This is a genomic window from Sanguibacter biliveldensis (genome assembly GCF_033798665.1).
Lineage (GTDB): Bacteria > Actinomycetota > Actinomycetes > Actinomycetales > Cellulomonadaceae > Sanguibacter > Sanguibacter inulinus.
The window spans coordinates 4,236,994-4,263,732 of the sequence record NZ_CP138359.1 but is presented as its reverse complement, the minus strand read 5'-3'; the positions used below and the strand labels follow the sequence as shown (position 1 = coordinate 4,263,732).

Sequence of the window (26,739 nt, the reverse complement as noted above, 5' to 3'; positions counted from 1 at the left end):
GATCGTCATGTCCAGCAACCAGATGGATCGTAACGACTACGACATCAGCTCGTCGCAGGCGGCTCAGTCGAACTTCGAGCGTGCTGCCGGTGCGCTCGAGGCGGCGCTGGCTCGTCGTGACATGGATGTCAAGAACGCGATGGCCGTGTACTCGGCCGACGGTGTGAGCGACAGGTATGCGGCGATGGAGGCCCAGTGGAACACCGCTGGTACCGAGGTCAAGGGCATCATCTCTGCGATCCGTACGTCTCTGTCGGAGAACGACGAGATCGCCCGCCGCGGGCTGCAGCAGGCAGCCTCCTACATCCCGGACTGAGCCTCCTGGACTGAGCCCCGGGCTCGGACGAGAAGTGACAGGTCTCGGTGACGCGCTGGTGTGCGTGGTCGCCGAGGCCTGCGCGCTGCGTGACGCAGCGTCGACGTATCTAGCAGGGGGACAGCTCAACCCCGACCTCTTCGACATCCGTGCTGCTGACATCGACACCTCGACGATCTACGGGTCGGCGACCGCCCTCAGGAGCATGGCCACGACCGTGCACGACGAGACGGCGTCGATGAGCTCGACGTGGTCCGGGCTGCCGGAGGGGTACGAGGCTCCCGAGCAGGAGCGGGTCTACGCCCTGATGAGCCCGGCGGAGCAGGCGGCCGACGACTTCAAGACCACGCTCGACGCGATGGCACGCCACCTCGAGACCTACGCCAGCGCCTTGGAAGGGATCAAGCCGAGGCTTGCGGCCCTCGAGGCGCGGGCGGCGACCTTCAGGGCTGAGGTGATCAACGGTGTGACGGTCCCCGTGCTCGAGGGTAAGGGTCCGGGCCTGGGCGACTACGCGATGGCGGGACTGCGGTGGGCTAGCCGTCTCGACCAGGACACGACTGTGGTGCCGTGGGTCGAGGACGGCGCGACGGTGGCTCGCAACGACGCCTTCATGGAGGAGTTCCAGGCGTTCCGGGTGGAGGTCTCCACCGCGGCCGCACAGTGCGCGAACGACGTCAACGCATTGCAGGAGTTCACGCCCCTTGCGCCGCTCACGCCCGGACCACCGGCGCAGGTCGTGCCGGTCGGGCCCGGCATCGACTCGGCGGTGTCGATGCCCTGGGGGCAGGCACGGTCGGAGGAGCGAAACTGCCACGAGACCGTCGGCCACACGACGTCTTCCTGGGGTTCTGACGTGCTTGCGGACGGTGCCATGCTCATCCTGGGTCGCAACCGCGAGACGGGAGGCTACTTCGAGGGGGAGGTCTACAGCCAGAGCTGGACGGGCATGGGGAGCCTGCTGTTCGCGACGTCGCTCTCGATGAACGTCAGCAACCGCGAGGCTGCGGCGCGGGCTGCGTCGGGGGAGAGCGACGACCCGGCTGACGCGTTCATGAACGAGCAGCTGAACCTCGCGAAGAGCGGGTGGGGCTCGGTCGTCGGCTACGACGGCAGCAGGCCGGACGACGTATGGCACCGGTGGACGGACGACGGGCTTGCCACGGGTGTCGAGACGCTCCTCAACGTGGGGACCTTCTTCATCCCGGCCGGTGCGGCAGTCAAGGTGACCGGCACCGGTGGCAAGGCGGCCCGCGTCGTCGCGGGTGCGGCTGACTTCGCTGTGCCGGGTGGGTCGTGGGTGGTCAGGACCGGTGTCAACGCGGTGACCACCGGTCCACGCGTGCTTCACCTCGGGTCGGGGGTGACGGTGCCGAGGACGGCCGGGCTGATCGCTGCCGTGGACGGATCTGTGCGGGTGGATGTCCCGATCCCCGGAGAGTCGGTCGTGCGACCCGGGTCCGAGACGTGGCTCGCTGATCGGGCGCAGCCGGGTAAGCCTTTCGATCCGGAGACCAGCCGCCGGGAGACCGTCAACCAGAACCAAGCCCCGGTGCGACCCACGGGTGATGACCCACGGGCGGCGTACGAGCGAGCACCGGTTGACGAGGCCGGGCGTCCTGTCGATCACAGGACCGGTGAGCCTCTGCGCCCTGACGGGCCGAACGGGGAGCGTAGGTGGCACCTGAAGTGGGACGAGGGCGAAGGGGAGTGGGTTGCGGAGAACCCAGGTTCAGGCCGAACAGCTCCCGGAGATCTGCCTGCCCGTGGCGAGCCGAACAGCTACGGTTACGACGGGAACGGCGACAGGCTGCCGTACGCGAACCATCGGCCTGCGTACGCGCCCGACCAGGTGATGAAGGTCTGGGAGCGCTCTAAGTCGCCGGACGGCGTCGTATACGCGATGAATGAGAAAGGCGACTTGGAGCCGGTTGTCTGGGATCCGTCGACATCGCGCGACAAGGTCTGGGACATGGGCCACGTGCCTGGTAAGAGCTACAGTGATCTGCTTGAGCGTTATCTCGGGCACGAGATCACGAAAGAGAGGTTCCTGCGCGAGTACCGAAACGTGAAGAACTACCGAGTCGAGTTCTGGGACGTCAACAGATCTCACCGCTTCGAATGACATCCGAGCGCGTTTGATGAGAGGAAGAGAGGAGCGGGGATGGCCGAGGTTGACGAAGCAGCGGAATATTGGGACGCGCGCAAGTTCTTCGAACAGTTCGGGCCGCGCATCATGGATCCGACGACTGCTCTGAGAGGGGCCGTGTCGAACGAAGATCTTCAGGCGCGAGTTGTCATCGCCGGACAGTGTCTTCTAGACGGCGCGGACGTGACGAGAGTCTTCGGTTCCGAGCGTGTCTCGGTGGTACACGTCCTGCTCGGACAGCTTTCCCATGACTTCGAGCGCGAGCCCGAACTGCTTCGCGAGATTCTCATCGCAGGGGCCGACGTCAATGGGGTGTCAACCCGCTGGGGCACGCCCCTGCAGACCCTCGCGGGAACCGCCAAGTTCACCGACGAGGAGCTAGCGCCCTTCTATGACGTGTTCTTCGCGCGCCCCGACCTGGATCTGCTGAAGCGCGGGTACCGCGGGTGGTCGACCCTGGAGATGGTGAGGCGGAACGGGCCGCGTCGTGCGGGGCTTCTCGCGAGGGTGGAGCAGTACTTGACGGAACGCGGCATCGTGCTCCCTGAGCGAGACGTGTGAGTCGTGGCTGTTCCGGAGCTCATCCCTGACTCGGGTGCGTGCTTGGTGTCGAAGAATGTGGTGAGTGGTGCTGGTCGGGTGCGGTGGATGGTGCGTGAGAACTCTCAGGCGCCCGCCGACAACGGGTGGCGGATCTTCTCGCACGTCGACACCTCGGACTATCTGGCGGACGCGTCGAACCTGCAGATCTTGCCGTTCAACGACATATGTGCGATCGAGCCTGCGTTGATCGGGATCTACGACTTCCCTGTGGGGTCGGACCTGCAGCTGGTCGACGAGGGTGCCGGTATCAAGATCGTCGACACGGCGTCGGGCCGCGAGATCCCGCCGGAGAGCTTCTACGTGCCCGATGTCCCGGCCCCGACGACGAGCTTCGGAGTGCCCCGGGACGCTGAGCGGGAGCCTGAGCGGGCGAACTCCCATGCTGGGCAGGCCGCGCCACCGAGGGATGCCACCGGCGCCCGACCGACCCCGCAGGCTCTCGTCGAGTGGGAGGAGCGCGTCCCGGAGCTCATCGCGGCGCTGTGGGCACGCGCCGGGAAGCACGCAGACCTCCTCGACCTGAGCGTGGGGTCGCTGGCGACCGTCGCCCACCTGGCTGTCGAAGACGCCGATCGGGGGTACATCCGCCCGGTGGACCACGGCACGGCCAAGGCCGCCTACGTGGCCTACGTCGGAGAGGTCGCGCTGCGGGCCGGTGGGGGAGACTGGGTGTTCATGTCGGTCGAAGACAGGCCTCTCGACCAGGGCAACAGTCTGGTCGGGCGTCCCTTCATCGAGCGTCGCGACGAGACGGGTGCGGCCCGCGTGATGCTGCCGGAACGTGCCGTCGACGCTCTCGTGGTGTCCAGGTCTGCCGACGAGCTCGTCGAGATCGTCCGCCGCTACGCCAGCGAGCGGGTGGACGCACCGACGCCTGTGGCCGACCCGCGCCTGACCGGCGCCGACAAAGCACACGTGACGCCGGAGCAGGCGGAGCAGTTCCAGGACTGGCTCGAGGCGATGCACCCGAGGCTCGCACGGTTCGAGGACTTCATCACCCCGAGGGAGTGGACCGGCGGGTACACCCGGGAGTCCCTGGCGGGGTTGGAGCAGTACGTCCTCGACATGTGGCCGGACCACCAGTCCTTCGTGGACGCGGCTGACCTCGACTTCACCGACGGCGCCGTGCGGTACATCGGCGAGACCTTTCTCCGGGTGGCCGGCGGAGGGTGGTCCGTCGACCACAACCCGACCTTCATCTACTCTGGCCGGCCCGTGGTGCGGTTCGACCGCGAGAACAGAACTCCTGTCTCGCCCTTCCACCTGCTGTCGACAGTCCTGAACCGCCGCAGCGGGAACGTCCTCACGAGCATCTGGGACGGTCAGTCACGCCAGGTCGCCGAACGCCGCGCGACCGAGGCGCCTGGCTGGCGTCCGCGTCGAGACCCCGTCCCGGGGCTGGTGACCGAGGCCCCGCCGATCTCCCCCGAGGCCGCCGCGTGGATCGCGCGCGTCCCGGGCCTGGTGAGGGACCTGCAGTCGTGGGCAGGTGACCGAGGCCCGATGCTCGACCTCAGCCGGGCGTCGCTGAGCACGTTGGCAGCGCTCGCGGTCGACGACATCGACGCCGGGCTGCTGCACTGGCAGGGCTCCGGGCCCCTCAAGGATGCCTATGTGGCGTACCTGGGCGAGGTGGCATTGAGGGCCTCCGAGGGGACCTGGGTGCTCCACCCGGGCGATGCCCACGGCAACAACCCCTACGTCGGCCGACCCTTCGTCGGTCGGTTCACCGAGGCTGGGGACTACTTCACGATCCTCCCGGCCTCGGCGATCTACCAGATCGAGACCCAGCGTTCACCGGGGCCGCTGTTCGACATGGTCGACGCCTTCGCCCGCTGACGCTCTCCTGTGTGGCCCCACCCAGGCCCACCGAGCCCCCCGCCGCGACCCCAACCCATGTATCTTGATATCAAGACAAGTTCGCCCAGAGCCACCTCAAGGAGCTGCCCGACGATGAGCAAGATCATCTACACGTACACCGACGAGGCGCCCATGCTGGCCACGCACTCGTTCCTCCCCGTCGTCAGCGCCTTCGCCGGGACCGCCGGTGTCGAGCTCGAGACGCGCGACATCTCCCTCGCCGGCCGCATCATCGCGGCCTTCCCCGAGCGCCTCACCGCAGAGCAGCGGATCGGCGACGCCCTCGCTGAGCTCGGCGCCCTCGCGACGACGCCCGAGGCCAACATCATCAAGCTACCCAACGTCTCGGCGTCGCTGCCGCAGCTCAAGGCCGCTATCGCAGAGCTCCAGGCTCAGGGCTACGACCTGCCCGACCACCCGGACGACCCCCAGACCGACGCCGACAAGGACGTCCGCGCGCGCTACGACAAGATCAAGGGTTCCGCCGTGAACCCTGTGCTCCGCGAGGGCAACTCGGACCGTCGCGCGCCGCTCTCCGTCAAGGAGTACGTGCGCAAGAACCCGCACCGCATGGGCGCCTGGACCCCCGAGTCCAAGACGAACGTCGCGACCATGGGCCACGACGACTTCTTCTCCAACGAGAAGTCTGTCGTCCTGGGTGCCGACGACGTCCTGCGCATCGAGCACGTCAACGCCGCTGGCGACGTCACCGTCCTGCACCCGGGCGTGAAGGTCCTCGCCGGAGAGGTCGTCGACGCGTCCTTCCTCGACGTCGCCGAGCTCCACACCTTCCTCGCCGAGGCGATCGCCCGCGCCAAGGCCGAGGACGTCCTGTTCTCGGTCCACCTCAAGGCCACGATGATGAAGGTCTCCGACCCGATCATCTTCGGCCACGTCGTCCGCGCGTTCTTCCCGGCCGTCTTCGAGCAGTACGGCGCGGACCTCGAGGCCGTAGGCCTCAGCCCGAACAACGGTCTCGGTGGCATCCTCGACGGCCTCGCCGCCCTGCCGAACGGCGACGAGATCCGCGCAGCCTTCGACAAGGGCCTGGCCGACGGACCGCGCCTCGCGATGGTGAACTCCGACAAGGGCATCACCAACCTGCACGTGCCGAGCGACGTCATCGTCGACGCGTCCATGCCTGCCATGATCCGCACCTCGGGCCACATGTGGGGCCCGGACGGCAGCGAGCAGGACACCATCGCGGTGATCCCCGACTCGAGCTACGCCGGCATCTACCAGGCTGTCATCGACGACTGCCGCGCCAACGGAGCCTACGACCCGACGACCATGGGCACTGTCCCCAACGTCGGGCTCATGGCGCAGAAGGCCGAGGAGTACGGCTCGCACGACAAGACCTTCGAGATCCCCGAGGCCGGCACGGTCCGCGTGGTCAACCAGGCGGGCGAGGCTCTGCTCGAGCACGAGGTGCGTGCCGGTGACATCTGGCGCGCTTGCCAGACCAAGGACGTGGCCATCCGTGACTGGGTCAAGCTGGCCGTCAACCGCGCCCGCGCGACCGGGACGCTGACGATCTTCTGGCTCGACGAGAAGCGTGCCCACGACGCCAACCTCATCAAGAAGGTCGAGGCCTACCTGCCTGAGCACGACACCGCCGGGCTCGACATCCGCGTGCTCGCACCCGCCGAGGCCACGACGCTCTCGGTCGAGCGCATCCGCCGTGGCGAGGACACCATCTCGGTGACCGGCAACGTGCTGCGCGACTACAACACGGACCTCTTCCCGATCCTCGAGCTCGGCACGAGCGCCAAGATGCTCTCGATCGTGCCGCTGCTGAACGGCGGTGGGCTCTTCGAGACCGGAGCCGGTGGTTCCGCCCCGAAGCACGTCCAGCAGCTCGTCGAGGAGAACTACCTCCGCTGGGACAGCCTCGGCGAGTTCCTCGCGCTCGCGGCCAGCCTCGAGCACTTCGCCGACGTGAACAGCAACGAGAAGGCCCGCGTCCTCGGCGCGACGCTCGACCGTGCCACCGGCACGTTCCTGCTCGAGAACAAGTCGCCGGGCCGCAAGCTCGGGACGATCGACAACCGTGGCTCGCACTTCTTCCTCGCGCTGTTCTGGGCCGAAGAGCTCGCGCAGCAGACCGACGACGCCGACCTCGCCGCAGCCTTCGGGCCGCTCGCGGCGTCGCTGCGCGCCGACGAGCAGACGATCGTCGACGAGCTCATCGCGGTCCAGGGCTCGCCGGCCGACATCGGCGGGTACTACAAGGTGGACGCTGCCAAGACAGACGCCGTGATGCGTCCGTCGGCCACCTTCACGAAGGCTCTCGCCTCGCTCTGACGCGGCTGATGCACCCGTGACGGGCCCGGTCTGGGCGAGCTCTTGACGAGCTCGCCCAGACCGGGCCCTGTGCGTTCGGCGCCGACGGTGTCTCGGTGCGGTGGGGGAGTCCGGCGTGGAGGGCGGCATCACGGGGCGTGATGGCGGTGCGCCAGAGAGCAGGCGGAGTGTCGCCCGTGCTCTGCGGTGACCGGCAGGCGTCGGTGGCGCGTGAGACGCTCGGAGCATGATCTCCGCTCTCCTCCTCTCAGCAGGCCTCGGCGCAGTCCCCGGATTCTTCGAGGCGAATGGCCGGCCCGCGTCGGGCGCGCCCCGCGTCGGCTTCGTCGCCGCGGCGACGAGCATCTACCCCTCGGCCCCGTGGGTCGACGCAGACCGCCAGGCCCTCACGGGCTTCGGGCTCGACCTTGTCGAGATCGATCTGACGGTCCTCGACGGGGACGCTCTCGCTGCAGCGGTCACGGGCCTCGACGCGATCTACCTGGCAGGTGGCAACACCTTCGTGCTGCTGCACCACCTGCGCCGGTCAGGGCTGGACGAGATCCTCCCGCAGCTGCTCGACGACGGGATGCTGTACCTCGGTGCGAGCGCTGGTGCCGCGGTCGCCGGCTCGGACATCGAGCCGCTGGGCCTCATGGACGACCCTTCGGAGGCCCCGCAGCTCGACTCCACGCGTGGGCTCGGGCTCGTCGACGCCGTCCTCCTGCCGCACGCCGACGGTCAGCTGCCGCCGTACCCGACGAGCCTCGTCGACAAGATCGTCTCCACCTATGGCCAGCGGTTCCCGATCCAGCGGATCGACGACGACCAGGCGCTGCTCGTCGTCGACGGCGTCGCGACGATCGTCCCGTCGCCGCTGGGCTGAGCGGCGCTGGGTTGATCGTCGCTGTGCTGCTATCCCTCGCCCGTGCGACAGCCAGGTGCGGGCTCGGGATGCAGACGACCGAGTAGGCGGGATGCGGGCTCGTGCCCGGGGAGCAGTGCTTCCACCTGCGGTGACATGAGGGGCGCGGGGTCGTCACGCGCTGCGTCCCCAGCGTCGGCGGGTGTCTCACCGGCACGAGGTGTGGCACCCGCCGAACCCCAGAGGGCTGCCTGACTCTCGTCAGGCTCGACGCTATTCACAGGGGAATGGCACGCTGCGTCTCCGCGGCGTTGATATAGGTATAGCAGTGCCCCGAGGGGTGCGCATCCTGAACGGGGCCTGGGAGTCGTCTCACCCGCACGAGCCGCAAGATCCCAACAGAAAATGGTCGTGTGACGGTCGTCATCGTCGTTCACCGGGCGAACCTGGGAGAACCCTGGAACACTGGTTCACGGTTCAACCGAACACATTCTTTCTGGAGGTTGTCATGGGCATTCTTGGTTACATCGTCGTCGGTCTCATCTGCGGAGCAATTGCCAAGGCGCTGCTCAAGGACCGCGCTGTCGGCGGCTGGCTCGCCACGCTGATCCTCGGCATCGTCGGCGCCATCGTCGGTGGATGGCTCGGCAGCTTCTTCCTCGACACCGACCTCGGCGGGTTCTTCGAGATCCGCACCTGGCTCCTCGCGATCCTCGGCTCGGTCGTCGTGCTCTTCATCTACACCTCGATCACGGGCAAGCGCACGCGCCGCTGACATCCAGCACAGCGTCACCCGCACCACACAGGAGGACCCCGCCGGACGGCGGGGTCCTCCTGTGCGTCCGGAGAGATCCGGCACCCCGGGCCGTCGCAGCGTCTGCACGCGGGCGTGGGCAGGGGGCACAGTGCGCGCGTGATTTGATGGATGGATGCAGACAGCAGCCGACTACGTCGCAGACCTCGCCGCCTTCATCGCGGCCAGCCCGTCCTCGTACCACGCCGCCGCCGAGGCGGCCCGCCGCCTGGACGAGGCCGGCTTCGTCCGTCTCGAGGAGACCGACGCCTGGTCCGCAGCCGAGCAGCGCGCCTACGTGGTCCGCGACGGCGCGATCATCGCGTGGGTCGCACCGGAGCAGGCCGGCCCCACGACGCCCTTCCGCATCCTCGGTGCCCACACCGACTCGCCCGGTTTCAAGCTCAAGCCGAAGCCGACCACCGGTTCGCACGGCTGGCTGCAGGCCGGGGTCGAGGTCTATGGCGGCCCTCTGCTCAACTCCTGGCTGGACCGCGAGCTCGAGCTCGCCGGTCGCCTCGTCACGGCCGACGGTCGCGAGGTCCTCGTGCGGACCGGGCCGTTCCTGCGGATCCCGCAGCTCGCGATCCACCTCGACCGCGACGCGAACAACGGTCTGACCCTCGACCGCCAGCGGCACACGCAGCCGGTCTACGGCGTCGGCGACAGGTCGCAGGCCGACCTCCTCGGTCTCCTCGCGGGCCTGGCCGGCCTGAGCGGCGACGAGATCGTCGGCTACGACATCCTCACGGCTGACACCGCCGCCCCCGCGCGCTTCGGGCTCGACGACGCCCTCTTCGCAGCGGGGCGCATGGACAACCTCACGTCGGTCTTCGCAGGCTTGCACGCCCTGCTCGGCGCAGCCCACGAGCCCAGCGCAGACCACGTCAGCGTGCTCGCGGCCTTCGACCACGAAGAGCTCGGCTCGGAGACCCGCTCGGGTGCGTCCGGACCTTTCCTCGACGACATCCTCACCCGCGTCGGAGCGACGCTCGGGGCGACCACGTCGCAGCGGCTCCAGGCTTACGCCGCGTCGTGGTGCCTCTCGGCAGACGCGGGCCACTCGGTCCACCCGAACTTCCCGGAGAAGCACGACCCCGCGAACCAGCCCGTCGCCGGGCGTGGGCCGCTGCTGAAGATCAACGCCAACCAGCGCTACGCGACCGACGCCCACGGCGCCGCGCTCTGGGCACGCAGCTGTGCGGCGGCCGGTGTGCCGTACCAGGAGTTCGTCTCCAACAACACGGTGCCCTGCGGCTCGACCATCGGACCCCTCACAGCCACCAGGCTGGGGATCCGGACCGTCGACGTCGGCGTCCCGCTCTTGTCGATGCACTCGGCCCGCGAGCTCGCGCACGTCGACGACCTGCACGGCCTCGCCGCCGCGGTCGGTGCCTTCTTCGCCGGCTGAGACCCGGACCGGGGGAGCGACCCGGACAGCACGGCAGACGACTGACGTCAGCCGCACACACGACCCTGCCGGAGGGCAGGACCACGAGGAGCCGCACGGTGAGCACGATCGTCTCGATCCAGAGCCAGGTGGTGGCCGGCCACGTCGGCAACGCCGCAGCCGTGCCGCAGATGCAGGACGCCGGCTTCACGGTCCTCGCGGTCCCGACGGTCCTGTTCTCCAACCACCCGGGCCACGGACGCTTCCGTGGTCGGGTCACCGACCCGGCCCTGGTCGCCGACCTGCTGCTCGGCCTCGAGGAGCACGGGGTGCTCGACGACACCGTGTGCGTGGTGAGCGGATATCTCGGCTCTCGCGAGACCGGTGAGGCTGTCGCGGCCTTCGTCGACAGGGCGCTCGTCGCCGGCCCCGGGATCGTCTACGTCTGCGACCCCGTCATGGGAGACACCGGGTCCGGGGTCTTCGTCGCACCGGGGGTGGTCGACGTCCTGCGCGACGAGCTGGCCCACCGGGCGCACGTCCTCACCCCGAACCAGTTCGAGCTCGGGCTGCTCGTCTCCGGGCTGGCCGTCGCAGCACCGGGGGAAGGTTCCGTCGACGACCTCGCCGCCGCTGCCCGGACCCTGATCGGGCCGGTCCAGCACGGTGTCGTGGTCACCGGGTGCTACCTCGTCGACACCGAGCCCGGCGTCATCGAGACCGTGGTGGTCGAGCGCGAGAGCGTGACTCGGGTGCCGTCGATCAAGGAGTCCGACGCCCCCAACGGCACAGGTGACCTCTTCAACGGTGCGCTGACCGCCGCGCTCGCCTCGGGCGCGACGCTGCCCGACGCGGCGCGCGACGCGGCAGACGCCGTCTCGCGCGCGCTGCGCTGGACGGCCGAGCAGGTGTCACGGCACCTGCTGCTGCCGCCGACCGGGTGGGAGCCGGCTGCGCGCTGAGACCGGGCCCTGTGGACGACAGGTCGTCGAGACCTCACCCGTCCTAGGCTGTCGTCCATGGCTCTCGTGACGTGCGACTTCTTCTCCGACGTGCTCGGTCTGAGCACCACCATGACGGTGGTGCTGCCGCAGCGCACCCACTCCCAGATCGGGATGGAGGGGACCGAGCGGGCAGGCGCGACGCCGACCCTCTACCTGCTGCACGGACTGAGCGACGACGCGACCACCTGGGCCCGCCGCACGTCGATCGAGCGCTATGCGACCGAGCTGGGCATCGCCGTGGTCATGCCGCAGGTGGCCAAGAGCTTCTACTCCGACGAGGTCTACGGCGACCCGTACTGGACCTTCCTCACCGAAGAGCTGCCCGTCCTCGCGCGGTCCTTCTTCCACCTCTCCGACCGCCGCGAGGACACCTTCGTCGCCGGGCTGTCGATGGGTGGCTACGGCGCGTTCCAGTGGGCGCTGCGCAAGCCGGAGCAGATCGCCGCAGCCGCCAGCCTGTCGGGCGCCCTCGACGTCGCGTCCCTCCACGAGGCCGTCCTCGAGCGGGGCGAGGGATTCGAGGTGCTCCGCAAGGTCTACGGCGACACCTCCGTGCGGGGCGCCGACTCCGACCTGCTGCACCTGCTGAGCACCGTCGACCCCGCGACTCTGCCCGCGCTCTACCAGATGTGCGGGACCGAGGACTTCCTGCTCCAGTCGAACCTCGACTTCCGTGATACCGCCGCGAGGCACGGCGTCCCGGTCACCGTCGACCTGCGCCCTGGCGACCACAGCTGGGGGCTGTGGGACACGACCATCCAGGACGTGCTCGCGTGGTTGCCGCTGCGCTAGATCGGCGCACCGCGCGTCCGACAGTGTCACCGTCCGGCGCTCCCAGGTGGTCACGGTCGAACCAGCCGTGGACGTGCTGGTGAGGGCCGTGCGGACCGGACCTCGACCGTCGCGCACCCTGTCCGGCTCTCGTCGTCCACAAATCACCCGCAGCGTGGTCATCGTCACATCTCCGGTCCCGTACAGTCGTCGCCATGGATCGCAGCCTCCCCCTCGACGCGCACCGCGGTGCCGCAGACGACGTGTCCCGTGACGCCGCCGAGGCGTACGGTGCCCAGGACTACCCGACGGCCGAGCGCGGCTGGACGCTAGCCCGCGACTACTTCGTCGCGAACGGCCACTCCCTCGAGGCTGCCGCCGCCGCCGTGGGCCTCGGAGATGTCTTCTGGGACACCGGACGAGGCGCCGAGGCGAGTGTCGCGTACGCCGAGGCGCTCGTGGTCTACAGGGCTGCCGGGCTGACCCGCCAGGTCGCCGGGTGCCTCATGAACCTCGGGCTCGCCCACGGCGCCGCTGAGCGCCTGGCCGAGGCCGAGACCGCCTACGTCGAGGCCCGCGAGACCTACACGGCCCTCGGTCTCGAGCGCGAGACCGCCAGTGCGCAGCTCAGCCTCGGCGGGATCTTCGCGGCCGCCACCCGGTTCGACGAGGCCGCCACCGCGTACACCGCGGCCCTCACGTTCTACGAGAAGCACCAGCTCCGCTCGCGCGTCGCCGACTGCGCGGCCGGACTGGCGCTCGTGCTCCGCGAGACCGGTCACCTGGCCGAGGCCGACACGAGCTACACCGCCGCCCTGGACATCTACACCGAGCTGGACCTGGCCCGTCAGCGCGCTGACGCCCTCGCCGGCCGCGGCGCGACCCGGCACGCCGCCGAGCGCCTCGACGACGCAGAGGCCGACTACACGGCAGCCCGCGAGGCCTACACCGACCTCGGGCTCCACCGCCCGGCCGGCGCGTGCCTCGTCGCGCTCGCCGAGATCTACACAGCCGCAGGGCGTACGGACCAGGCCGACGTCGCCTACGAGCTGGCTCGGGGCGAGTACTCCGGCAGCACCGGACCGCGGTGACCTGGTGATCCGCGAGCACGTCGCACGGGTCTACTGGTCGCTGAGCCGCTGGACGCTCAAGACCGAGCCGATCGACCGGGACGGGGCGGGCATCCTCGTCGGGGCCCCGCACACGTCCAACTGGGACTTCATCCACATGCTCGCCATCACGGCCCGCGCGGGTGTGCCTGTGCGGTACCTCGGCAAGCACACGCTGTTCAAGCCGCCCTTCGGCTGGCTGATGCGCGCCCTCGGCGGGATCCCGGTCGACCGTCGGGCACCGGCAGGGCTCGTCGACGAGCTCGTCTCCCGTGTCGCCGCGGGGGAGAAGTTCTACCTCGTCGTCACGCCCGAGGGCACGCGCAGCAAAGGCGAGTACTGGAAGTCAGGCTTCCTGCGGATCGCCCGTGAGGCAGGGCTGCCCGTCACGCTCGGCTACGTCGACCGGACGACCATGACCGCCGGTCTCGGGCCGACCTTCACCCCGAGCGGCGACATCCGTGCGGACATGGAGCTCGTCCGGGCCTTCTACGCGGACAAGGCCGGCCACACTCCCTCGCGCCGGACAGAACCTCGCCTGCGCGAAGAAGACCAGCCGACAGACGGCTGACGCCTCACGGCGGCGCGGTCCCGCGGCGGCGCATCGTCGTCGAGCACACGACCTCAGGGACTCTGAGCGCGACGACGGGTGCCGTCCCGACGAGCGGTCAGCCGGCTACGGCGTCGCGGTGGTCCTCGGCGACGAGGCGCCTGAGCGACGCGAGCAGGTCGTCTGCGGTGAGCAGTCCGACGGTCTCGCTGCCGTCGGTGACGAGCACGCCACCGGTCTCGGAGACGGCGAGCTCGGCGAAGGCCTCGTCGAGGGACGTGCCGAGCGGGATCGACGCGAGAGTCGCCCCGGGGTGCACGTGCTCGAGGGGACGCAGGTCGTCGCGAGACACGTGCCCGAGGCCGAGCATGCGCATCGACCGACCGGAACCGATGAAGTTCTCGACGAAGTCGTTCGCGGGCTGGGACAGCAGCCGCAGGGGGGTGTCGATCTGCTCGATCACGCCACCCTTGCTGAAGACCGCCACGCGGTCGCCGAGCTGGACGGCCTCGTCGATGTCGTGGGTGACGAGCATGACCGTCGTCCCGAGCTCGGACTGGATGCGGCGGAACTCGCTCTGCAGACGTCGGCGGCCCTCGGGGTCGACGGCACCGAAGGGCTCGTCCATGAGCAGGACGGGTGGGTCGACCGCGAGAGCCCGGGCCACACCCACGCGCTGGCGCTCGCCGCCAGAGAGCTCGTGCGGGAAGCGCTTGGAGTAGGTCTCAGGTGCCAGCCCGACGAGGGCGAGCAGCTCCTCGACGCGCGCCTTCGTCCGCTTGCGGTCCCACCCGACGAGCCCCGGGACCGTGGCGACGTTCTGCGCGACGGTGCGGTGCGGGAACAGCCCGACGTGCTGGATCACGTAGCCGACACGGCGACGGAGCGCGACGGCGTCGGTGCTCATGATGTCCTCGCCGTCGAGGGTGATCCGGCCACCCGTCGGCTCGACGAGGCGGTTGACCATGCGCAGGGTCGTCGACTTTCCGCAGCCCGACGGACCTACGAGGACCAGCAGCTCGCCCTTGCGGACCTCGAGGTCGAGGTCGGTGACCGCGACGGTCTGGTTGCGGAACTCCTTGCGGACGTCCTCGAAGCGGATGAGGACGTCGCCTGGCGCGACGCTCGACGCGCCGCCGCTCTTGGGGTCGGTGCCGTGGTGGGACGTCCGTGCGCTGCTCATGGCGACGACGCTACCGGGAAGTCCCGACACCGGCGCGGGCTGGAGCCCGGGGGCGACAGAGGTCACCCTCGTTGCCCGCGCCGGTGTCGGCGGCAGCCGGTACCGTCGGGCAGATGACTCCCGAGCAGCCAGCCAACCCGTGGCTGTCCTGGCAGTACGTGCAGGACAACTCGGACGAGATCCTCCGGTATCTCGGTGAGCACGTCACCCTCACGCTCCAGGCGATCGCCATCGCTCTCGTCGTCGCGATCCCGCTCGCCGCGCTCGCCCACGCCTGGCCCCGCCTCGCCGGGCCGCTCGTCGCGACGACAGGCGTGCTCTACACGATCCCCTCCCTCGCGCTCTTCGCGGTCGTCTACCCCTTCATCCGGGACCGTCGGACGACTGTGCTGCTGGGGCTCGTCCTCTACGCGCTGCTGCTGCTCGTGCGCAACACCCTCGTCGGGCTGCGCGGCGTCGACCCTGCGGTGACCGACGCGGCCCGCGGCCTGGGCTACGGGCGGTGGCGCATGCTCTTCACCGTCGAGCTCCCCAACGCACTCCCCGCGGTGATCACCGGTCTTCGGCTGGCGTCGGTGAGCACGGTCGCCCTCGTGACCGTCGGTGTCGTCATCGGCTACGGCGGGCTCGGGCAGCTCATGTTCCGCGGGTTCACGAGCGGCTACCACGCGCAGATCATGACGGCGACGCTGCTCTGTCTCGCCCTCGGCCTGACGATCGACCTCGTGCTCTACCTGGTCGGCAGGCTCGTCACACCCTGGTCACGAGCGGCGGTGAGCGCACGATGAACGAGATCGAAGCCGCGATCGCGTGGCTCAACGACCCCCTCAACTGGTCGGGAAAGGGCGGCATCCTCGCCCTGACCGGCGAGCACCTCGTCATGACGCTGCAGGCCGTCCTGCTCGCCTCGGTCGTCGCGCTGCCGCTCGGGGTCGTCCTCGGGCACAGCCGCCGCGCGGCGAGGCTCGGCACCTCGACGGTGGTCCTCACCAACGTCACGCGTGCGCTGCCGACCTTCGCGCTGCTGACCATCTTCGCGTCGACAGGCGTCGGCTTCGGCAACACCCCGACCGTCTACGCGGCGGCGATCTTCGCGCTGCCGGTGATCCTCGCGAACACCTACGAGGGAGTGCGCAGCGTCGACGCGGACATCCGCGACGCGGCCACAGGCATCGGCATGTCCGGCCCGCGGGTGCTGCTGCAGGTCGAGCTCCCGCTCGCCCTGCCGCTCATCACCTCAGGGCTGCGCACAGCCGTCGTCCAGGTGATCGCGACCATCCCGCTGGCCGCCCTGGTGGGCGGCGGCGGCCTCGGCATCATCATCACGCAGGGCTTCGGCACGCAGCGCTACGGCCAGGTGCTGGCCGGTGGCGTGATCGTCGCGCTGCTCTGCCTGGTGGTCGAGGGCCTGCTCGCCCTCGGGCAGCGACTGCTCACCCCCGCACCGGTCCGAGCCTTGCAAGGGTCCTGACCGGCCCACAGACCGTTATCAGAGCGATACCGAATCCGCGCCCCGCCCGGTTGCCCTGCACCTGGCGTCGCGGTCCACTAGACCTTCGACCTCTCTACCCTGGAGACACCATGCGCGCTCGTCGCACGACCATGACCACGACCGCGGCAGCGCTGGGGCTCGTCCTCGTCCTCGCTGCCTGCGGTGACCCTGGCTCCTCGAGCGGCTCGGGCACCTCGTCGGCCTCGACGCCGACAGCCGCCTCGAACCTCGAGGTCTGCGACCCCGTCCCCGGCGACACCTTCGTCGGGCTCGAGGACGACAAGACCCTCCAGAACCCCGACAACATCATCCCGGCCGTCAACGCGGCCGCAGCCGGTGAGAACGCCGACATCGTCGCGACCCTCGACACGGTCTCGGCCGTCCTGGACACCCCGGCGCTCGTCGACCTCAACAAGGCCGTCGACGTCGACCGTCAGACCTCGCAGCAGGCCGCTGCGGACTTCATCGCGGCCAACGACCTCGGCTCGCCGGAGTCCGTCGGTGACGGCGCAGAGGTCATCGTCGGTGCACCGAACTTCTCCGAGGGCCAGACCCTCGCGAACCTCTACGTCGAGGTGCTCAAGGCCGCAGGCTACGACGCCAAGACGCAGGACGTCGGCAACCGTGAGCTGTACCTGACGGACCTCGAGTCCGGTGCGATCACCGTGATCCCCGAGTACGTGAGCACCCTGACGGAGTTCCTCAACGCCAAGGTCAACGGCGAGAACCCCGAGCCCGTCGCCACGACGGACCTCGACGCGACCGTCGAGGGTCTGACGACCCTCGGTGAAGAGGTCGGGCTCGTCTTCGGCACGCCGGCCGACGCGCAGGACCAGAACGCCTTCGCGGTGACCGCGGCCTTCGCCGAGGAGTACGGCATCACGACGCTGACCGACCTCGCGACCACCTGCGGCGACGTCGTCCTCGGCGGACCGCCGGAGTGCCCCGAGCGTGCGTTCTGCCAGCTCGGTCTCGAGGAGACCTACGGCCTCGAGGTCGGCGAGTTCGTCTCGCTCGACGCCGGTGGCAACCTCACCAAGGACGCCCTGCGCCAGGGCAACATCACCGTCGGCCTGATCCTCTCGAGCGACCCGTCGCTCGCGACCAGCTGACGGCTCGAGTCACCACCGAGGGCCCGGCCCGCACGTCCTGAGAGGGACGGCGGACCGGGCCCTCGCGCGTGCAGGAGCCGCGCGCCCCGCTCCGGACCCACCACCTCACTCACGTTCCCCGACCGACCAGGTCGTCCACGCTGCGCCGAGGTCGTACAGACACGCCAGAAGTGCTCCGAGAGGCATGGATCTTGGCGTGTCCGTACGACCTCGGCGCTCCTGGTACGACCTTGGTGCACCAGGTGCGACTTCGCGGGGTGGGGAAGGGCTGGGGCGGGGTGGCGTTGGTTTCCAGTGCAGGGCAAGGGCAGGGCAGGGTGCCCACGGGTCAGGCGAAGCCGTAGGCCGCCTTGACGGTGCCGAGGGTGGGGTAGGGCTCGCCGTCGTAGCGCAGGTGCATGCGGCCGTCGTGCTGGTACACGGCCAGGACCGTGATGCTCGGGTCGCAGGCGATGGTCGTGCCGCCGTAGAGGTTGACGGTCACCGACGACGTGCTCGGCAGGTAGAACAGGACCCGTCGCAGGCCGCGCGAGTGCCGCAGACCGAGCACGAAGCCGGGCATGCGGTCGTAGGAGACCAGCGGGCGCCGTCCGGCGTCGAGCGGAGCGGTCTCGACGCTGCCCTGTCGCATGTCGTCGAGCTCCCACAGCACGTCCATCCCGGTCACGTCGCCGCCGACGACCACCTGGAGGGAGCCGATCGCGCTCTGGAACCTGCTGAGCGCGAGCATCGGCTGACGAGGCTCCAGCCGACCTGTCCCGGACACCCGGGGGATCGAGCGGGCCGGCGGCTCGGGCTCGTGGCTCGCCGCGGCCGGGGTGCCGATGCTCAGCCGGACGGCTGACGGCGCGGCGACCGCCGCCGAGGCGTCAGGGCGTCGCGGCGGGCGCCGACGCACGAAGGAGTCGAGAGGGGTGCCGCTCACAGGTCGAAGCCGAAGTTGTGCGCGACGTCGGCCACACCGCCTGCGAAGCCCTGGCCGATCGCCCGGAACTTCCACTCGTTCTGGCGGCGGTAGAGCTCGCCTGCGACGACGGCGCTCGTCGCGCCGAGGTCTGCGGCCTCGACCGGGTAGCGGATGACCTCGGACCCGGCCCTGTCGAGGATCCGCACCACGCAGCCGCGGACGCTGTCGAAGGTGCCGGGCTGACGCAGGTCAGGGTTGACGTAGAGGATCAGCGCGATGCTCATGACGTTCGACGGGACGCGCTGCAGGTCGACCTCGATCTGCTCGACGTCGCCGCCGGGCAGCGACCCGTCAGGCTCGTACGAGACGGCCTCGTCGGGGCTGAGCATCTGGTTGAAGAACACGACGTGCTGCGACGACACGGCGAGGCCGTCCTGGCCGCAGGCGATCGCGCAGGGCACGACCTCCGTGGCGGGGCCGTTGCTCTGCACGACGTCCCACGAGAACCCGACCGTGATGGTGGTCGCGGTCGGGATGTTGTGGGTGACGGAGGCGTTGGCGCCCTTGACGAGCGTGATGGCAGGCATGTGTGTGAGTCACCCAAACTTCTCGCGGAGGAACCGGCCGTTGATCTCGAGCTGCGCGTTGTCGTGCGCGTAGACCGCGGTGACCATCGAGTGCACCCGGCCGTCGAGGAGACGCAGCTGGCTGAGCAGCAGCTCTTCCCGGGTGGCGCGCTCGGCCCGCGACGCCAGGAACGCGTTGACGGTCGAGGGGATGTAGTCCTTGATCATGAACTCGATGGCGATCTGCTCGTCGAGGGTCGGCGGTGCGACGAGCGTGTGGTCGAGCAGCTCGTTGAGGTTGTCGAGCATCGAGAACAGCACGATCGACGCGGGGACGGGGAGCGCTGCGCCGCTCTGCTTCGCGGCGGCGAACAGCCCGCGCAGGTGCCCCTCCATGGTGTCGTGGAAGGGCACCTGCGGCTCCGGCTCGGCGGCCGGCGCCGGGGTGTCCGGGACGGGCTGCGACCGTCGTCCGAACAACCAGCTCATCGGTTCGTCCTCGTCGGTGCGTGCGTGGTGCCGACCCGCTGGGCGGGTGGCGGCTGGGTCAGGAGCGGATCGGTCAGGACGTGATCTCGGGCCGGCTCTGCGCCCGCTCGAGGTACGGCTGAGCCCGCTCGATCTGGCCCTCGAGGGAGGTGATCGTCACGGCCATGCTCGACGCGGCCTCGGCACGGAAGGTGTCGATCGCGTCCATGGTCGCGAAGACGTCCTGGAAGGCCTTCTCGAGCTTGTCGATCTCGATGGTCGAGGCTGCGGCCTGGCGGTGGATGTCCGCCGACGTGGTCTTGAGCATCTCGGCGTTCGAGGCGATGAGGTCGCTCGTCGTCCGGTTGAGCGCGGTGATCTGGTCGAGCACGAGACGCTGGTTGGTGAGCGCCTGGGCGACGATCACGGCTGTGCGCAGCGCGGAGAGCGTCGTGGTGCGGGCGCGGTCGACGCCCTTGATGAGCTCGACGTTGTTGGCACGCACCATGTCCATCGCGAGGTAGCCCTGCGCGGACACGGCGAGCTGGGTGAGGATGTCCTCGCGGCGCTGACGGACGGCGAACAGCACGTCGGAGCGCATGGCCTTGGCGGTGTCGGGCGCGGAGACCTCGACCTCGGCGATCTTCTTCTCGACCGCTGCGTCGAGGCCGCCGAGGAGCACGGCGTACTCGGAGAGCGTGCCCATGGTCGTCCAGAGGTTGACCTTCTCCTGCTCGATCGACGCGTTGTCCTTGCGGAGCTCGTCCTGGCCTGACTCGAGCGCGCGGGTGATCGAGTCGAGCTGCACCTGGGCCGACTTGTAGCGGTCGAAGTACCGGGCGATCTTCGACCCGCCGGGGATGAAGCCGAGGATCTTGCGTGCGCCCGTGAGGTCGGCGCGGTTGGGCGTGAGGTCTTCGACCTGGAAGCGCAGGTCGGTGAGCGTCTTGGCGACCCGGGCCTGGGCGTCTCCGGCGTCTCCGCTGCCCTTCGCGGCGGCGAGCGCCGACGCGGGCCGCTCGAGCATGCGGTTCGACGCGTTGGCGGCACCCTGGATCTCGTCCCGGCCCAGGGTCGTGATCTCGGTGATCTTCGCCTGGAGCTCGGGGCTGTTGGGCGTGAGCGTCGCGAGCTCTGCGGCGTAGGCGTCGGCCGTCGCGGCGAGCTCTGCCTTCTTGGCGTCCGGCACGGGCACCATGCCGCCGACCTGCTCCGGCTGGACCGCGGCGACGGGCGCCGGCGGCTGGAGCACCAGCGATGCTCCGGGAGGGGTCAGGGGGGTGCTCTCGCTCATGGGGACTCCGCTTCGTGGGCTCACTGGCTGAAGGCTGATCGACTCACGACTCTACCGCTTGGCGCCGCGCCCCGACGGGGAGCTGCATGGGTCCGTCTGCCCACGTCGGGGTGCGGGTGGCGGGCGTCCAGCAGGGTCAGAGACCCGCGGCCTCCAGCAGGCGGAGCCAGACCTCGGAGACCGTCGGGTAGGACGGGACGGCGTGCCACAGGCGGTCGAGGGGGACCTCGCCGACGACTGCGATGGTCGCGGCGTGCAGCAGCTCGGCGACCTCGGGCCCGACGAAGGTCGCCCCGACGATCACGCCGCGGTCCCTGTCGACGACGATCTGCGCCGTGCCTGTGAAGCCGTCGGCCGTGACGGCCGCGCCGGCGACCGACCCGAGGTCGTAGGAGAACACGTCGACCAGGTACCCGGCGTCCTTCGCGGCCTGCTCGGTGAGCCCGACGCTCGCGACCTCCGGGCGCGAGAACACGACCTGCGGAACGGCCTGGTGGTCGGCCGTCGCGCGGAAACGGCTCCAGTCGGGGGCGTCGAGCTCGCCCTCGGCGGAGCCGCCGAAGCGCGCGGCCACGACGTCGCCGGCGACCCGGGCGTCGTACTTGCCCTGGTGGGTGGTCGCGACACGACCGGTCACGTCGCCGACGGCGAAGAGCCAGCCGCCCTCGACACCCTCGACGAGCATCGCGTCGTCGACGGTGAGCGGGTCGCCGGCCGTGAGCCCCACGGCCTCCAGCCCGATGTCGGCCGTCGCAGGCTTGCGGCCCGTGGCGACGAGCAGCTTCTCGGCGACGACGGTCTCGGTCGAGCCGCCCGAGGACGTCACGAGGTGGGTGCCGTCGTCGTGGACCTCGACCGACGTGACGTCGGTGCTCAGCCGCACGTCGACGCCGAGGTCGCGCAGGGAGTCGGCCACGGCGTCCCCGGCGAAGGGCTCGTTCGCGGCGAGCAGCCGCTCGCCGCGCACCACGAGCGTGACCTTCGTGCCGAGGTCGGCGAAGGCCGTCGCCATCTCGACGCCGACCACACCGCCACCCATGATCGCGAGCGAGGCGGGGACGTCCTTGACCGAGCTGGCCTCGCGGCTGCCCCAGGGGTTCGACTCGGCGAGGCCGTCGACGGGCGGGACGACGGGGACGCTGCCTGTCGCGAGGATCACCGCGTGCCGGGCCGTGAGTGTCGTGACGGAGCCGTCCTCGGTCGTCACGTCGAGGGTCTTGGGGCCGGTCAGGCGCGCACGGCCGCGCACGAGCGCGATCCCGGCGCCGTCGAGCCACTCGACCTGGCTCGAGTCGTCCCAGCCCGAGGTGAAGGAGTCACGCCGCGCGAGGACCTTCGCGGGGTCGAGGGTGCCGGTGATCATCTCGGCTGCGCCCGGGACAGCGCGGGCCGCCTCGAGCACGGCACCTGGACGCAGAAGCGCCTTGGAGGGCATGCAGGCCCAGTAGGAGCACTCCCCGCCGACGAGCTCGGCCTCGACCACGGCGACGCTCAGGCCCGTGCGCCCGGCGCGGTCGGCGGCGTTCTCGCCCACGGCTCCGGCCCCGACGACGATCACGTCGAAGGTGGTCTCGGTGGTCTGGCCGTGCTGGTGCTCGGTGCTGGCGCTCATGCGGGTGCTCCTCGTGTCGGTGGGCTCTGCCCATCGTCGCCCCTCGGGGCGAGCGGCGCAGCCCGGAGGAGGCTGCCCGGCCCGCTCACCTCGGCCGCGCTCACCTCAGCCGCGGTCGGCGAGCCCCGCGCGGAAGGCGAGGACCACCATCTGCGTGCGGTCCCGCACGTCGAGCTTGGACATGGCGTGCCCGAGGTGCGTCTTGACGGTGTGCGGCGAGATGTGGAGCTCGCGGGCGATCTGCAGGTTGTCCAGGCCGGCGGCGGCCTGCTCGACGATCGTGCGCTCGCGGGGGGTGAGGCTCGCGACGCGTCGCTCGACGTCCGGGTCGACGGGCTGCGGGGCAGGGACCCGGGCGACGTGCTGGACGACGGCCCGGGCGGCGGTCTGCGAGAGCGAGACCCCGCCCGATGCCACGCGGCGCATCGCCTCGACGAGCTCTGAGGGCTCGGCCACCTTGCTGAGGAACCCGTCGGCCCCGGCCTGGACCGCGCCGAGGACGTCGGGGTCCTCGTCGAAGGTCGTCAGGACCAGCACCCGCGTACCGGCGAGATCGGGCCGGGCGCGGATCGCCCGGACCGCGGCGGTCCCGTCGAGGACGGGCATGCGCAGGTCCATGAGGACGACGTCGGGGCGCAGGGCCACGCACATCTGCACGCCGGCCTGGCCGTCGGCGGCCTCACCGACGACCTCGAGGTCGTCGACGGTCTGCAGGATCCCCCGGATCCCGGCCCGGATCATCGCCTGGTCGTCGACCACCAGCACCGTGGCGCGTCGGTGGGTGCCTGCTGCTGGTCCGGTCATGCGGTCTGCCTCGTGCTCTCGGTCGGGAGGTCGACGACGACCTCGAAGCTGTGCGGGGTGTCCTCGACGCGCAGGCGCCCTCCGGCGGCCGACACACGCTCCTGCATCCCCACGAGGCCGAAGCCTGTGCTGCCCGAGCCGGGGTCTGCCGCACCGGGCCCGGCGTGGCCCCGGCCGTTCGTCACGCGCACGGACAGCAGCGTCACGTCCTGGCTGACGCTCACGTCGACCGAGCCGTCTCCGTACCGGACCGCGTTGGTGAGAGCCTCCTGCAGCACCCTGTAGACGGTCACGTCGACGGCCTGCGGGAGGTCACCGGGACCGACCTGCTCCGCGTAGGAGACCCGGACGCCCGAGGCCCGGACCGACCTCACGAGGTCGGGGACCGCGGCCATGCCGGGCACTGTCGTGTCAGCACCTGTGCCGCCCTCCTCGCGCAGGACTGTGAGGACCTGCTGCATCTCGCCCACGACGGTCCGCGCGGCAGTCCGGATCGCACCGAGCGAGGCCGCCGCGTCGTCGGGGGAGGAGCGCAGGTTCCGCTCGGCCGCACCCGCGTGGATCGCGATCACCGCGACGGTGTGCGCGACGGCGTCGTGCAGGTCGCGGGCGATACGGAGCCGTTCTTGGGTCAGCCGTCGGCCGACCTCGCGCTCGCGGTCCCTCGCCTCGGCGCGCCGTGCCGCCTCGAGGGCAGCGACGTGGTCGCGCTGCGCCCGGACGGCGAGCCCGGCGCCGAGCACGGCGGCGGTCCAGGTGAGGAGCGCGAAGGTCAGCAGGTCGACGACCGAGTTCGACTGGGCGAGGACGCTCTGCCCGACGAGCGTGACGGCGAGCGCACAGGCCGCCCCCGCCGCGACCCGTCGGTCGCTGCGCAGCGCGACGCTGAAGAGGCAGGTCTGGGCCATCACCCACAGAGCCAGGGTCGCCCAGGTCGCCTCGGGCCAGCCGAAGCCGCCGACGGCGCTCGCGGCCGTGACGAGCACGAGGGCGAGGGCCGGCTGGCGGCGCCGGAGCACGAGCCCGACCGCCGCGACCCCGAGGGCGGCGAGCGCCCCGGGCGGGACGGGCTCGGCGCGCCCGACGGCGGACACCACGGCGATGACGCTCACGACGTCGAGGACGCCCTCCCAGAACCGGGTCGGGCGGATCTGGGGCAGGGCTGCTCCGCGGGGCGTCGATCTCGGCACGGGCACTACCCTCCCACCTCCTGCCACGACAGGCTGTCGGGTCGGGCTCGGCGAGCCCCCGTGGTGCCAGACGGGTCACCAGGCCCCTCGAGGGAGCGCCCCTCGGTGTCGAGGTCGGGCAGCACCCGTCCGAGCCAGCGGGGCAGCCACCACGCGGACTCGCCGAGCAGCGCGAGGACCGCCGGGACGACGATCATCCGGACGAGGAAGGCGTCGGCGAGCACCCCGACCGTGAGGGCGAGGGCGATCGAGCCGACGAGCGGGTCCAGCCCGAGCGCGAAGCCGCCGAAGACGGCGGTCATGATGGTCGCCGCCGCGGCGACGACCCCGGCGCTGCGCCGGAACCCGTCGACGACGGCGTCGGCCGGTGCCATGCCCTTGCGGTGCGCCTCGTGCATGCGGGACACGAGGAACACCTGGTAGTCCATCGCGAGGCCGAAGAGGATCCCCACCACGAGGATCGGCAGGAGCGACGGCACGGGGTCGCCCTGCGGTGCCTGGATCACCGCGTCGAACCAGCCCCACTGGAACACCGCGACCATCACGCCGAGACCGGCGCCGAAGGACAGCAAGAACCCCGCCGTCGCGATCACGGGGACCAGGACGGACCTGAAGAGCAGCACGAGCAGCACGAGGGAGAGGCCGACGATCACGAGGAGATAGGTCACCAGGGCCGTCGAGAGGAGCGCGTCGATGTCGAGGCCGAAGGCCGTCGTCCCGGTGACCGACAGCTGCACGCCGTCGACGCCTGTGGCGCGGATCGCGGCGACGAGGTCCTCGGTCGCCGGGTCGAGGGGACCCGTCGCGGGGACCACCGTGACGATCGCCGCGCTCCCGTCGGGGGCGGTCTGCGCGTCTGCGACCGAGGCTGCTCCGTCGAGCTCCGCCAGCATCGTCTCGACCTGGGGGAGTGCCGCCGCGAGGTCGGCACCGTCGGGCTCGACGAGCACCACGAGCGGGCTCTGCGCACCCGGCCCGAAGGCCTCGGCGACGAGGTCGTAGGCGGCCCGCTCGGTCGAGGCCGGGTCGCTGCCCCCGGGGGTCTTGAGGGCTGTCTGGAGGGAGAGCACGGGCATGGCGAGCACGACGAGCAGGATGACAGTCGGGACGAGCGCGAGGAGGGGACGCCTCACGACACCGTGACCCCACCGCTCGAGGAGCCCGCGCCGCGCAGGACGGCTGGTCGTGGTCGCGCCGGGCACCTGTGCGCTCCGCTCGGACCGCGGCAGGACCCGGCGGCCAGCCCACGACATGAGGCCGGGCAGCAGCGTGAGCGCCACGAGCACGGCGACCAGGACGGCGAAGGCCGCGGCGAGGCCCATCTCGGTGACCGTCGGGATGCCCACCACGGACAGCCCGACGAGCGCGATGACCACGGTCGACCCTGCGAAGACGACCGAGGTGCCGGCGGTCCCCACGGCGTGGCTCACGGCGTCGTCGACGGCCCGCCCCTCGCGCAGCTCGGACCTGAACCTGGCCAGGACGAAGAGCCCGTAGTCGATGCCCACGGCGAGCCCGAGCATGATCGCGAGGATCGGCGTGATCGACCCGATCGGCGCCGCCGCGGAGAAGGCGAAGACCCCGAGCGTCCCGACGAGCACACCGAGCAGCGCGACGAGCATGTTGGCCCCCGCGGCGACGAGCGAGCCGTAGGTGAGCAGCAGGACGAGGAAGGCGATCGCCGCGCCGACGGCCTCGGTCGGCCCGACCAGCTCGACGGGCTCGACGAAGACCGACCCGCCGACCTCGGCCGTCAGACCCGCAGACCTGGCCGAGGCTGCCAGCGCCTCGACGGCGTGCTGGGCCTCTTCGGCCTCCGCGTCCGACAGCCCTGAGAAGGCGATCGGCACGATCGCCGTCGTGAGGTCGGGGGAGACCGCCGGGGCGGAGGGGTCGAGGGGGTCGCCGACGGTCGCGACGGACGGCAGCGCGCGGGCCTGTGCGACGAGGGACTCGACGGCAGCCGCGGCATCGCCTGTCGTGATGTCGTCCGCGACGAGGACGAGCTGGAGCTCCGAGGTGTCGTCGGCCCCGGGGGCCGTGAACCGCTCGTCCACGATGTCGAGAGCCCGCCCGGACTCGGTCTCGGGCAGCCCCTCCTCGTCGGTCAGCTGGGCGCTGGTCGCAGCGACGGCTCCGAGGCCGACGAGGACGACCAGCCAGACGACCAGGAGCAGACGACGGTGCCGGGCGCTGAACGCTCCCAGCCTGAAGAGCAGGCGAGCCATGAGGGTCCTCTCAGACGACAGGCCCGAGCTCTGGTCGAGGCGGGCTCCCTCCAGCCTGTCTGCGAGGTGGCGACGGGGCGTCGCCCGTCTGGGGGTTCTCTTCTCACCTGTCTGGGGGAGACAGGACAGGCATCTCGCCCAGAGAGGGTGTGTCGCCCGAGGTCGCGGTCCTGGCTGGGGCTGTCGTCGT

24 protein-coding genes are annotated in these 26,739 nt (G+C 70.6%); 15 read left to right on the top strand and 9 right to left on the bottom strand.

Features of this window, described 5'->3' with window-relative positions:
* Positions 1–7 precede the first annotated feature (7 nt).
* The 12 genes from SANBI_RS18535 (at position 8) to SANBI_RS18480 (ending at position 13,714) form a co-directional block, all read left to right on the top strand.
* On the top strand, positions 8–316 hold the full coding sequence (locus SANBI_RS18535) for a hypothetical protein (protein ID WP_319157692.1): 309 nt from the start codon (positions 8–10) through the stop codon (positions 314–316).
* A gap of 34 nt (positions 317–350) precedes the next feature.
* Entirely contained in the window at positions 351–2,441 is a 2,091-nt protein-coding gene (locus SANBI_RS18530; protein ID WP_319157690.1) for a GH-E family nuclease, read from the top strand.
* Positions 2,442–2,480: 39 nt separating this feature from the next.
* Entirely contained in the window at positions 2,481–3,026 is a 546-nt protein-coding gene (locus tag SANBI_RS18525; RefSeq protein ID WP_319157688.1) for a hypothetical protein, read from the top strand.
* Between the two features lie 3 nt (positions 3,027–3,029).
* Positions 3,030–4,907, top strand: coding sequence for a DUF2185 domain-containing protein (locus SANBI_RS18520; protein ID WP_319157686.1), 1,878 nt, complete (start codon positions 3,030–3,032; stop codon positions 4,905–4,907).
* A gap of 114 nt (positions 4,908–5,021) precedes the next feature.
* Complete coding sequence (locus tag SANBI_RS18515) at positions 5,022–7,232, top strand: NADP-dependent isocitrate dehydrogenase (RefSeq protein ID WP_319157684.1); 2,211 nt, start codon at positions 5,022–5,024, stop codon at positions 7,230–7,232.
* A 226-nt stretch (positions 7,233–7,458) separates the two neighbouring features.
* Complete coding sequence (locus SANBI_RS18510; protein WP_319157682.1) at positions 7,459–8,097, top strand: Type 1 glutamine amidotransferase-like domain-containing protein; 639 nt, start codon at positions 7,459–7,461, stop codon at positions 8,095–8,097.
* A gap of 487 nt (positions 8,098–8,584) precedes the next feature.
* Entirely contained in the window at positions 8,585–8,851 is a 267-nt protein-coding gene (locus SANBI_RS18505) for a GlsB/YeaQ/YmgE family stress response membrane protein (RefSeq protein ID WP_056134489.1), read from the top strand.
* Positions 8,852–9,005: 154 nt separating this feature from the next.
* Entirely contained in the window at positions 9,006–10,280 is a 1,275-nt protein-coding gene (locus tag SANBI_RS18500) for a M18 family aminopeptidase (protein ID WP_319157679.1), read from the top strand.
* A gap of 98 nt (positions 10,281–10,378) precedes the next feature.
* Positions 10,379–11,221: a pyridoxal kinase gene (gene pdxY, locus SANBI_RS18495; protein ID WP_319157677.1), complete on the top strand. Its 843-nt coding sequence runs from the start codon at positions 10,379–10,381 to the stop codon at positions 11,219–11,221.
* 57 nt (positions 11,222–11,278) lie between these two features.
* Positions 11,279–12,055, top strand: a complete 777-nt coding sequence (locus SANBI_RS18490) for an alpha/beta hydrolase (protein ID WP_319157675.1) — start codon at positions 11,279–11,281, stop codon at positions 12,053–12,055.
* Positions 12,056–12,249: 194 nt separating this feature from the next.
* A complete protein-coding gene (locus tag SANBI_RS18485; protein ID WP_319157673.1) occupies positions 12,250–13,125 on the top strand; it encodes a tetratricopeptide repeat protein in 876 nt (291 codons plus the stop codon).
* A 4-nt stretch (positions 13,126–13,129) separates the two neighbouring features.
* The gene (locus tag SANBI_RS18480; protein WP_408669725.1) at positions 13,130–13,714 is read left to right on the top strand and encodes a 1-acyl-sn-glycerol-3-phosphate acyltransferase; all 585 of its coding nucleotides are present in this window, start codon (positions 13,130–13,132) and stop codon (positions 13,712–13,714) included.
* Positions 13,715–13,811: 97 nt separating this feature from the next.
* Here SANBI_RS18480 and SANBI_RS18475 read toward each other — a convergent pair whose 3' ends face one another.
* Positions 13,812–14,876 (bottom strand): ABC transporter ATP-binding protein, encoded by a 1,065-nt coding sequence (locus tag SANBI_RS18475; RefSeq protein WP_319157671.1) that lies wholly within the window; start codon positions 14,874–14,876, stop codon positions 13,812–13,814.
* Positions 14,877–14,989: 113 nt separating this feature from the next.
* Here SANBI_RS18475 and SANBI_RS18470 point away from each other — a divergent pair, with 113 nt between their 5' ends.
* From SANBI_RS18470 to SANBI_RS18460, 3 genes are all read left to right on the top strand, one after another.
* The gene (locus tag SANBI_RS18470) at positions 14,990–15,664 is read left to right on the top strand and encodes an ABC transporter permease (protein WP_056136295.1); all 675 of its coding nucleotides are present in this window, start codon (positions 14,990–14,992) and stop codon (positions 15,662–15,664) included.
* Entirely contained in the window at positions 15,661–16,347 is a 687-nt protein-coding gene (locus SANBI_RS18465; RefSeq protein WP_319157667.1) for an ABC transporter permease, read from the top strand. The genes SANBI_RS18470 and SANBI_RS18465 overlap by 4 nt, the downstream gene beginning before the upstream one ends.
* Before the next feature lie 110 nt (positions 16,348–16,457).
* Positions 16,458–17,480 carry a glycine betaine ABC transporter substrate-binding protein gene (locus SANBI_RS18460; protein WP_056134464.1) on the top strand — a complete coding sequence of 341 codons (1,023 nt, stop codon included), beginning with the start codon at positions 16,458–16,460 and terminating at the stop codon, positions 17,478–17,480.
* Positions 17,481–17,808: 328 nt separating this feature from the next.
* Here SANBI_RS18460 and SANBI_RS18455 read toward each other — a convergent pair whose 3' ends face one another.
* From SANBI_RS18455 to SANBI_RS18420, 8 genes are all read right to left on the bottom strand, one after another.
* Complete coding sequence (locus tag SANBI_RS18455; protein ID WP_179913320.1) at positions 17,809–18,405, bottom strand: hypothetical protein; 597 nt, start codon at positions 18,403–18,405, stop codon at positions 17,809–17,811.
* Positions 18,402–18,974 (bottom strand): TerD family protein, encoded by a 573-nt coding sequence (locus tag SANBI_RS18450; protein WP_056134457.1) that lies wholly within the window; start codon positions 18,972–18,974, stop codon positions 18,402–18,404. Before SANBI_RS18450 ends, SANBI_RS18455 begins: the two co-directional genes overlap by 4 nt.
* A 9-nt stretch (positions 18,975–18,983) precedes the next feature.
* On the bottom strand, positions 18,984–19,442 hold the full coding sequence (locus tag SANBI_RS18445; protein ID WP_056134454.1) for a hypothetical protein: 459 nt from the start codon (positions 19,440–19,442) through the stop codon (positions 18,984–18,986).
* A 73-nt stretch (positions 19,443–19,515) separates the two neighbouring features.
* A complete protein-coding gene (locus SANBI_RS18440) occupies positions 19,516–20,715 on the bottom strand; it encodes a toxic anion resistance protein (protein WP_319157660.1) in 1,200 nt (399 codons plus the stop codon).
* Positions 20,716–20,851: 136 nt separating this feature from the next.
* Positions 20,852–22,327, bottom strand: coding sequence for a dihydrolipoyl dehydrogenase family protein (locus tag SANBI_RS18435; RefSeq protein ID WP_319157658.1), 1,476 nt, complete (start codon positions 22,325–22,327; stop codon positions 20,852–20,854).
* A 105-nt stretch (positions 22,328–22,432) separates the two neighbouring features.
* Positions 22,433–23,131 (bottom strand): response regulator transcription factor, encoded by a 699-nt coding sequence (locus tag SANBI_RS18430; RefSeq protein ID WP_319157656.1) that lies wholly within the window; start codon positions 23,129–23,131, stop codon positions 22,433–22,435.
* Complete coding sequence (locus tag SANBI_RS18425) at positions 23,128–24,321, bottom strand: sensor histidine kinase (RefSeq protein WP_319157654.1); 1,194 nt, start codon at positions 24,319–24,321, stop codon at positions 23,128–23,130. Before SANBI_RS18425 ends, SANBI_RS18430 begins: the two co-directional genes overlap by 4 nt.
* 5 nt (positions 24,322–24,326) lie before the next feature.
* The gene (locus SANBI_RS18420) at positions 24,327–26,549 is read right to left on the bottom strand and encodes an MMPL family transporter (protein WP_319157652.1); all 2,223 of its coding nucleotides are present in this window, start codon (positions 26,547–26,549) and stop codon (positions 24,327–24,329) included.
* Positions 26,550–26,739: the final 190 nt, after the last annotated feature.

What these genes read in the sequence shown, in the direction of transcription:
- SANBI_RS18535 (WP_319157692.1), top strand. Translation starts at nt 8, where the DNA reads ATGTCCAGCAACCAGATGGATCGTAACGACTACGACATCAGCTCGTCG.
- SANBI_RS18525 (WP_319157688.1), top strand. Translation starts at nt 2,481, where the DNA reads ATGGCCGAGGTTGACGAAGCAGCGGAATATTGGGACGCGCGCAAGTTC.
- SANBI_RS18515 (WP_319157684.1), top strand. Translation starts at nt 5,022, where the DNA reads ATGAGCAAGATCATCTACACGTACACCGACGAGGCGCCCATGCTGGCC.
- SANBI_RS18510 (WP_319157682.1), top strand. Translation starts at nt 7,459, where the DNA reads ATGATCTCCGCTCTCCTCCTCTCAGCAGGCCTCGGCGCAGTCCCCGGA.
- SANBI_RS18505 (WP_056134489.1), top strand. Translation starts at nt 8,585, where the DNA reads ATGGGCATTCTTGGTTACATCGTCGTCGGTCTCATCTGCGGAGCAATT.
- SANBI_RS18500 (WP_319157679.1), top strand. Translation starts at nt 9,006, where the DNA reads ATGCAGACAGCAGCCGACTACGTCGCAGACCTCGCCGCCTTCATCGCG.
- SANBI_RS18490 (WP_319157675.1), top strand. Translation starts at nt 11,279, where the DNA reads ATGGCTCTCGTGACGTGCGACTTCTTCTCCGACGTGCTCGGTCTGAGC.
- SANBI_RS18485 (WP_319157673.1), top strand. Translation starts at nt 12,250, where the DNA reads ATGGATCGCAGCCTCCCCCTCGACGCGCACCGCGGTGCCGCAGACGAC.
- SANBI_RS18475 (WP_319157671.1), bottom strand. Translation starts at nt 14,876, where the DNA reads ATGAGCAGCGCACGGACGTCCCACCACGGCACCGACCCCAAGAGCGGC.
- SANBI_RS18470 (WP_056136295.1), top strand. Translation starts at nt 14,990, where the DNA reads ATGACTCCCGAGCAGCCAGCCAACCCGTGGCTGTCCTGGCAGTACGTG.
- SANBI_RS18465 (WP_319157667.1), top strand. Translation starts at nt 15,661, where the DNA reads ATGAACGAGATCGAAGCCGCGATCGCGTGGCTCAACGACCCCCTCAAC.
- SANBI_RS18460 (WP_056134464.1), top strand. Translation starts at nt 16,458, where the DNA reads ATGCGCGCTCGTCGCACGACCATGACCACGACCGCGGCAGCGCTGGGG.
- SANBI_RS18450 (WP_056134457.1), bottom strand. Translation starts at nt 18,974, where the DNA reads ATGCCTGCCATCACGCTCGTCAAGGGCGCCAACGCCTCCGTCACCCAC.
- SANBI_RS18445 (WP_056134454.1), bottom strand. Translation starts at nt 19,442, where the DNA reads ATGAGCTGGTTGTTCGGACGACGGTCGCAGCCCGTCCCGGACACCCCG.
- SANBI_RS18440 (WP_319157660.1), bottom strand. Translation starts at nt 20,715, where the DNA reads ATGAGCGAGAGCACCCCCCTGACCCCTCCCGGAGCATCGCTGGTGCTC.
- SANBI_RS18435 (WP_319157658.1), bottom strand. Translation starts at nt 22,327, where the DNA reads ATGAGCGCCAGCACCGAGCACCAGCACGGCCAGACCACCGAGACCACC.
- SANBI_RS18430 (WP_319157656.1), bottom strand. Translation starts at nt 23,131, where the DNA reads ATGACCGGACCAGCAGCAGGCACCCACCGACGCGCCACGGTGCTGGTG.
- SANBI_RS18420 (WP_319157652.1), bottom strand. Translation starts at nt 26,549, where the DNA reads ATGGCTCGCCTGCTCTTCAGGCTGGGAGCGTTCAGCGCCCGGCACCGT.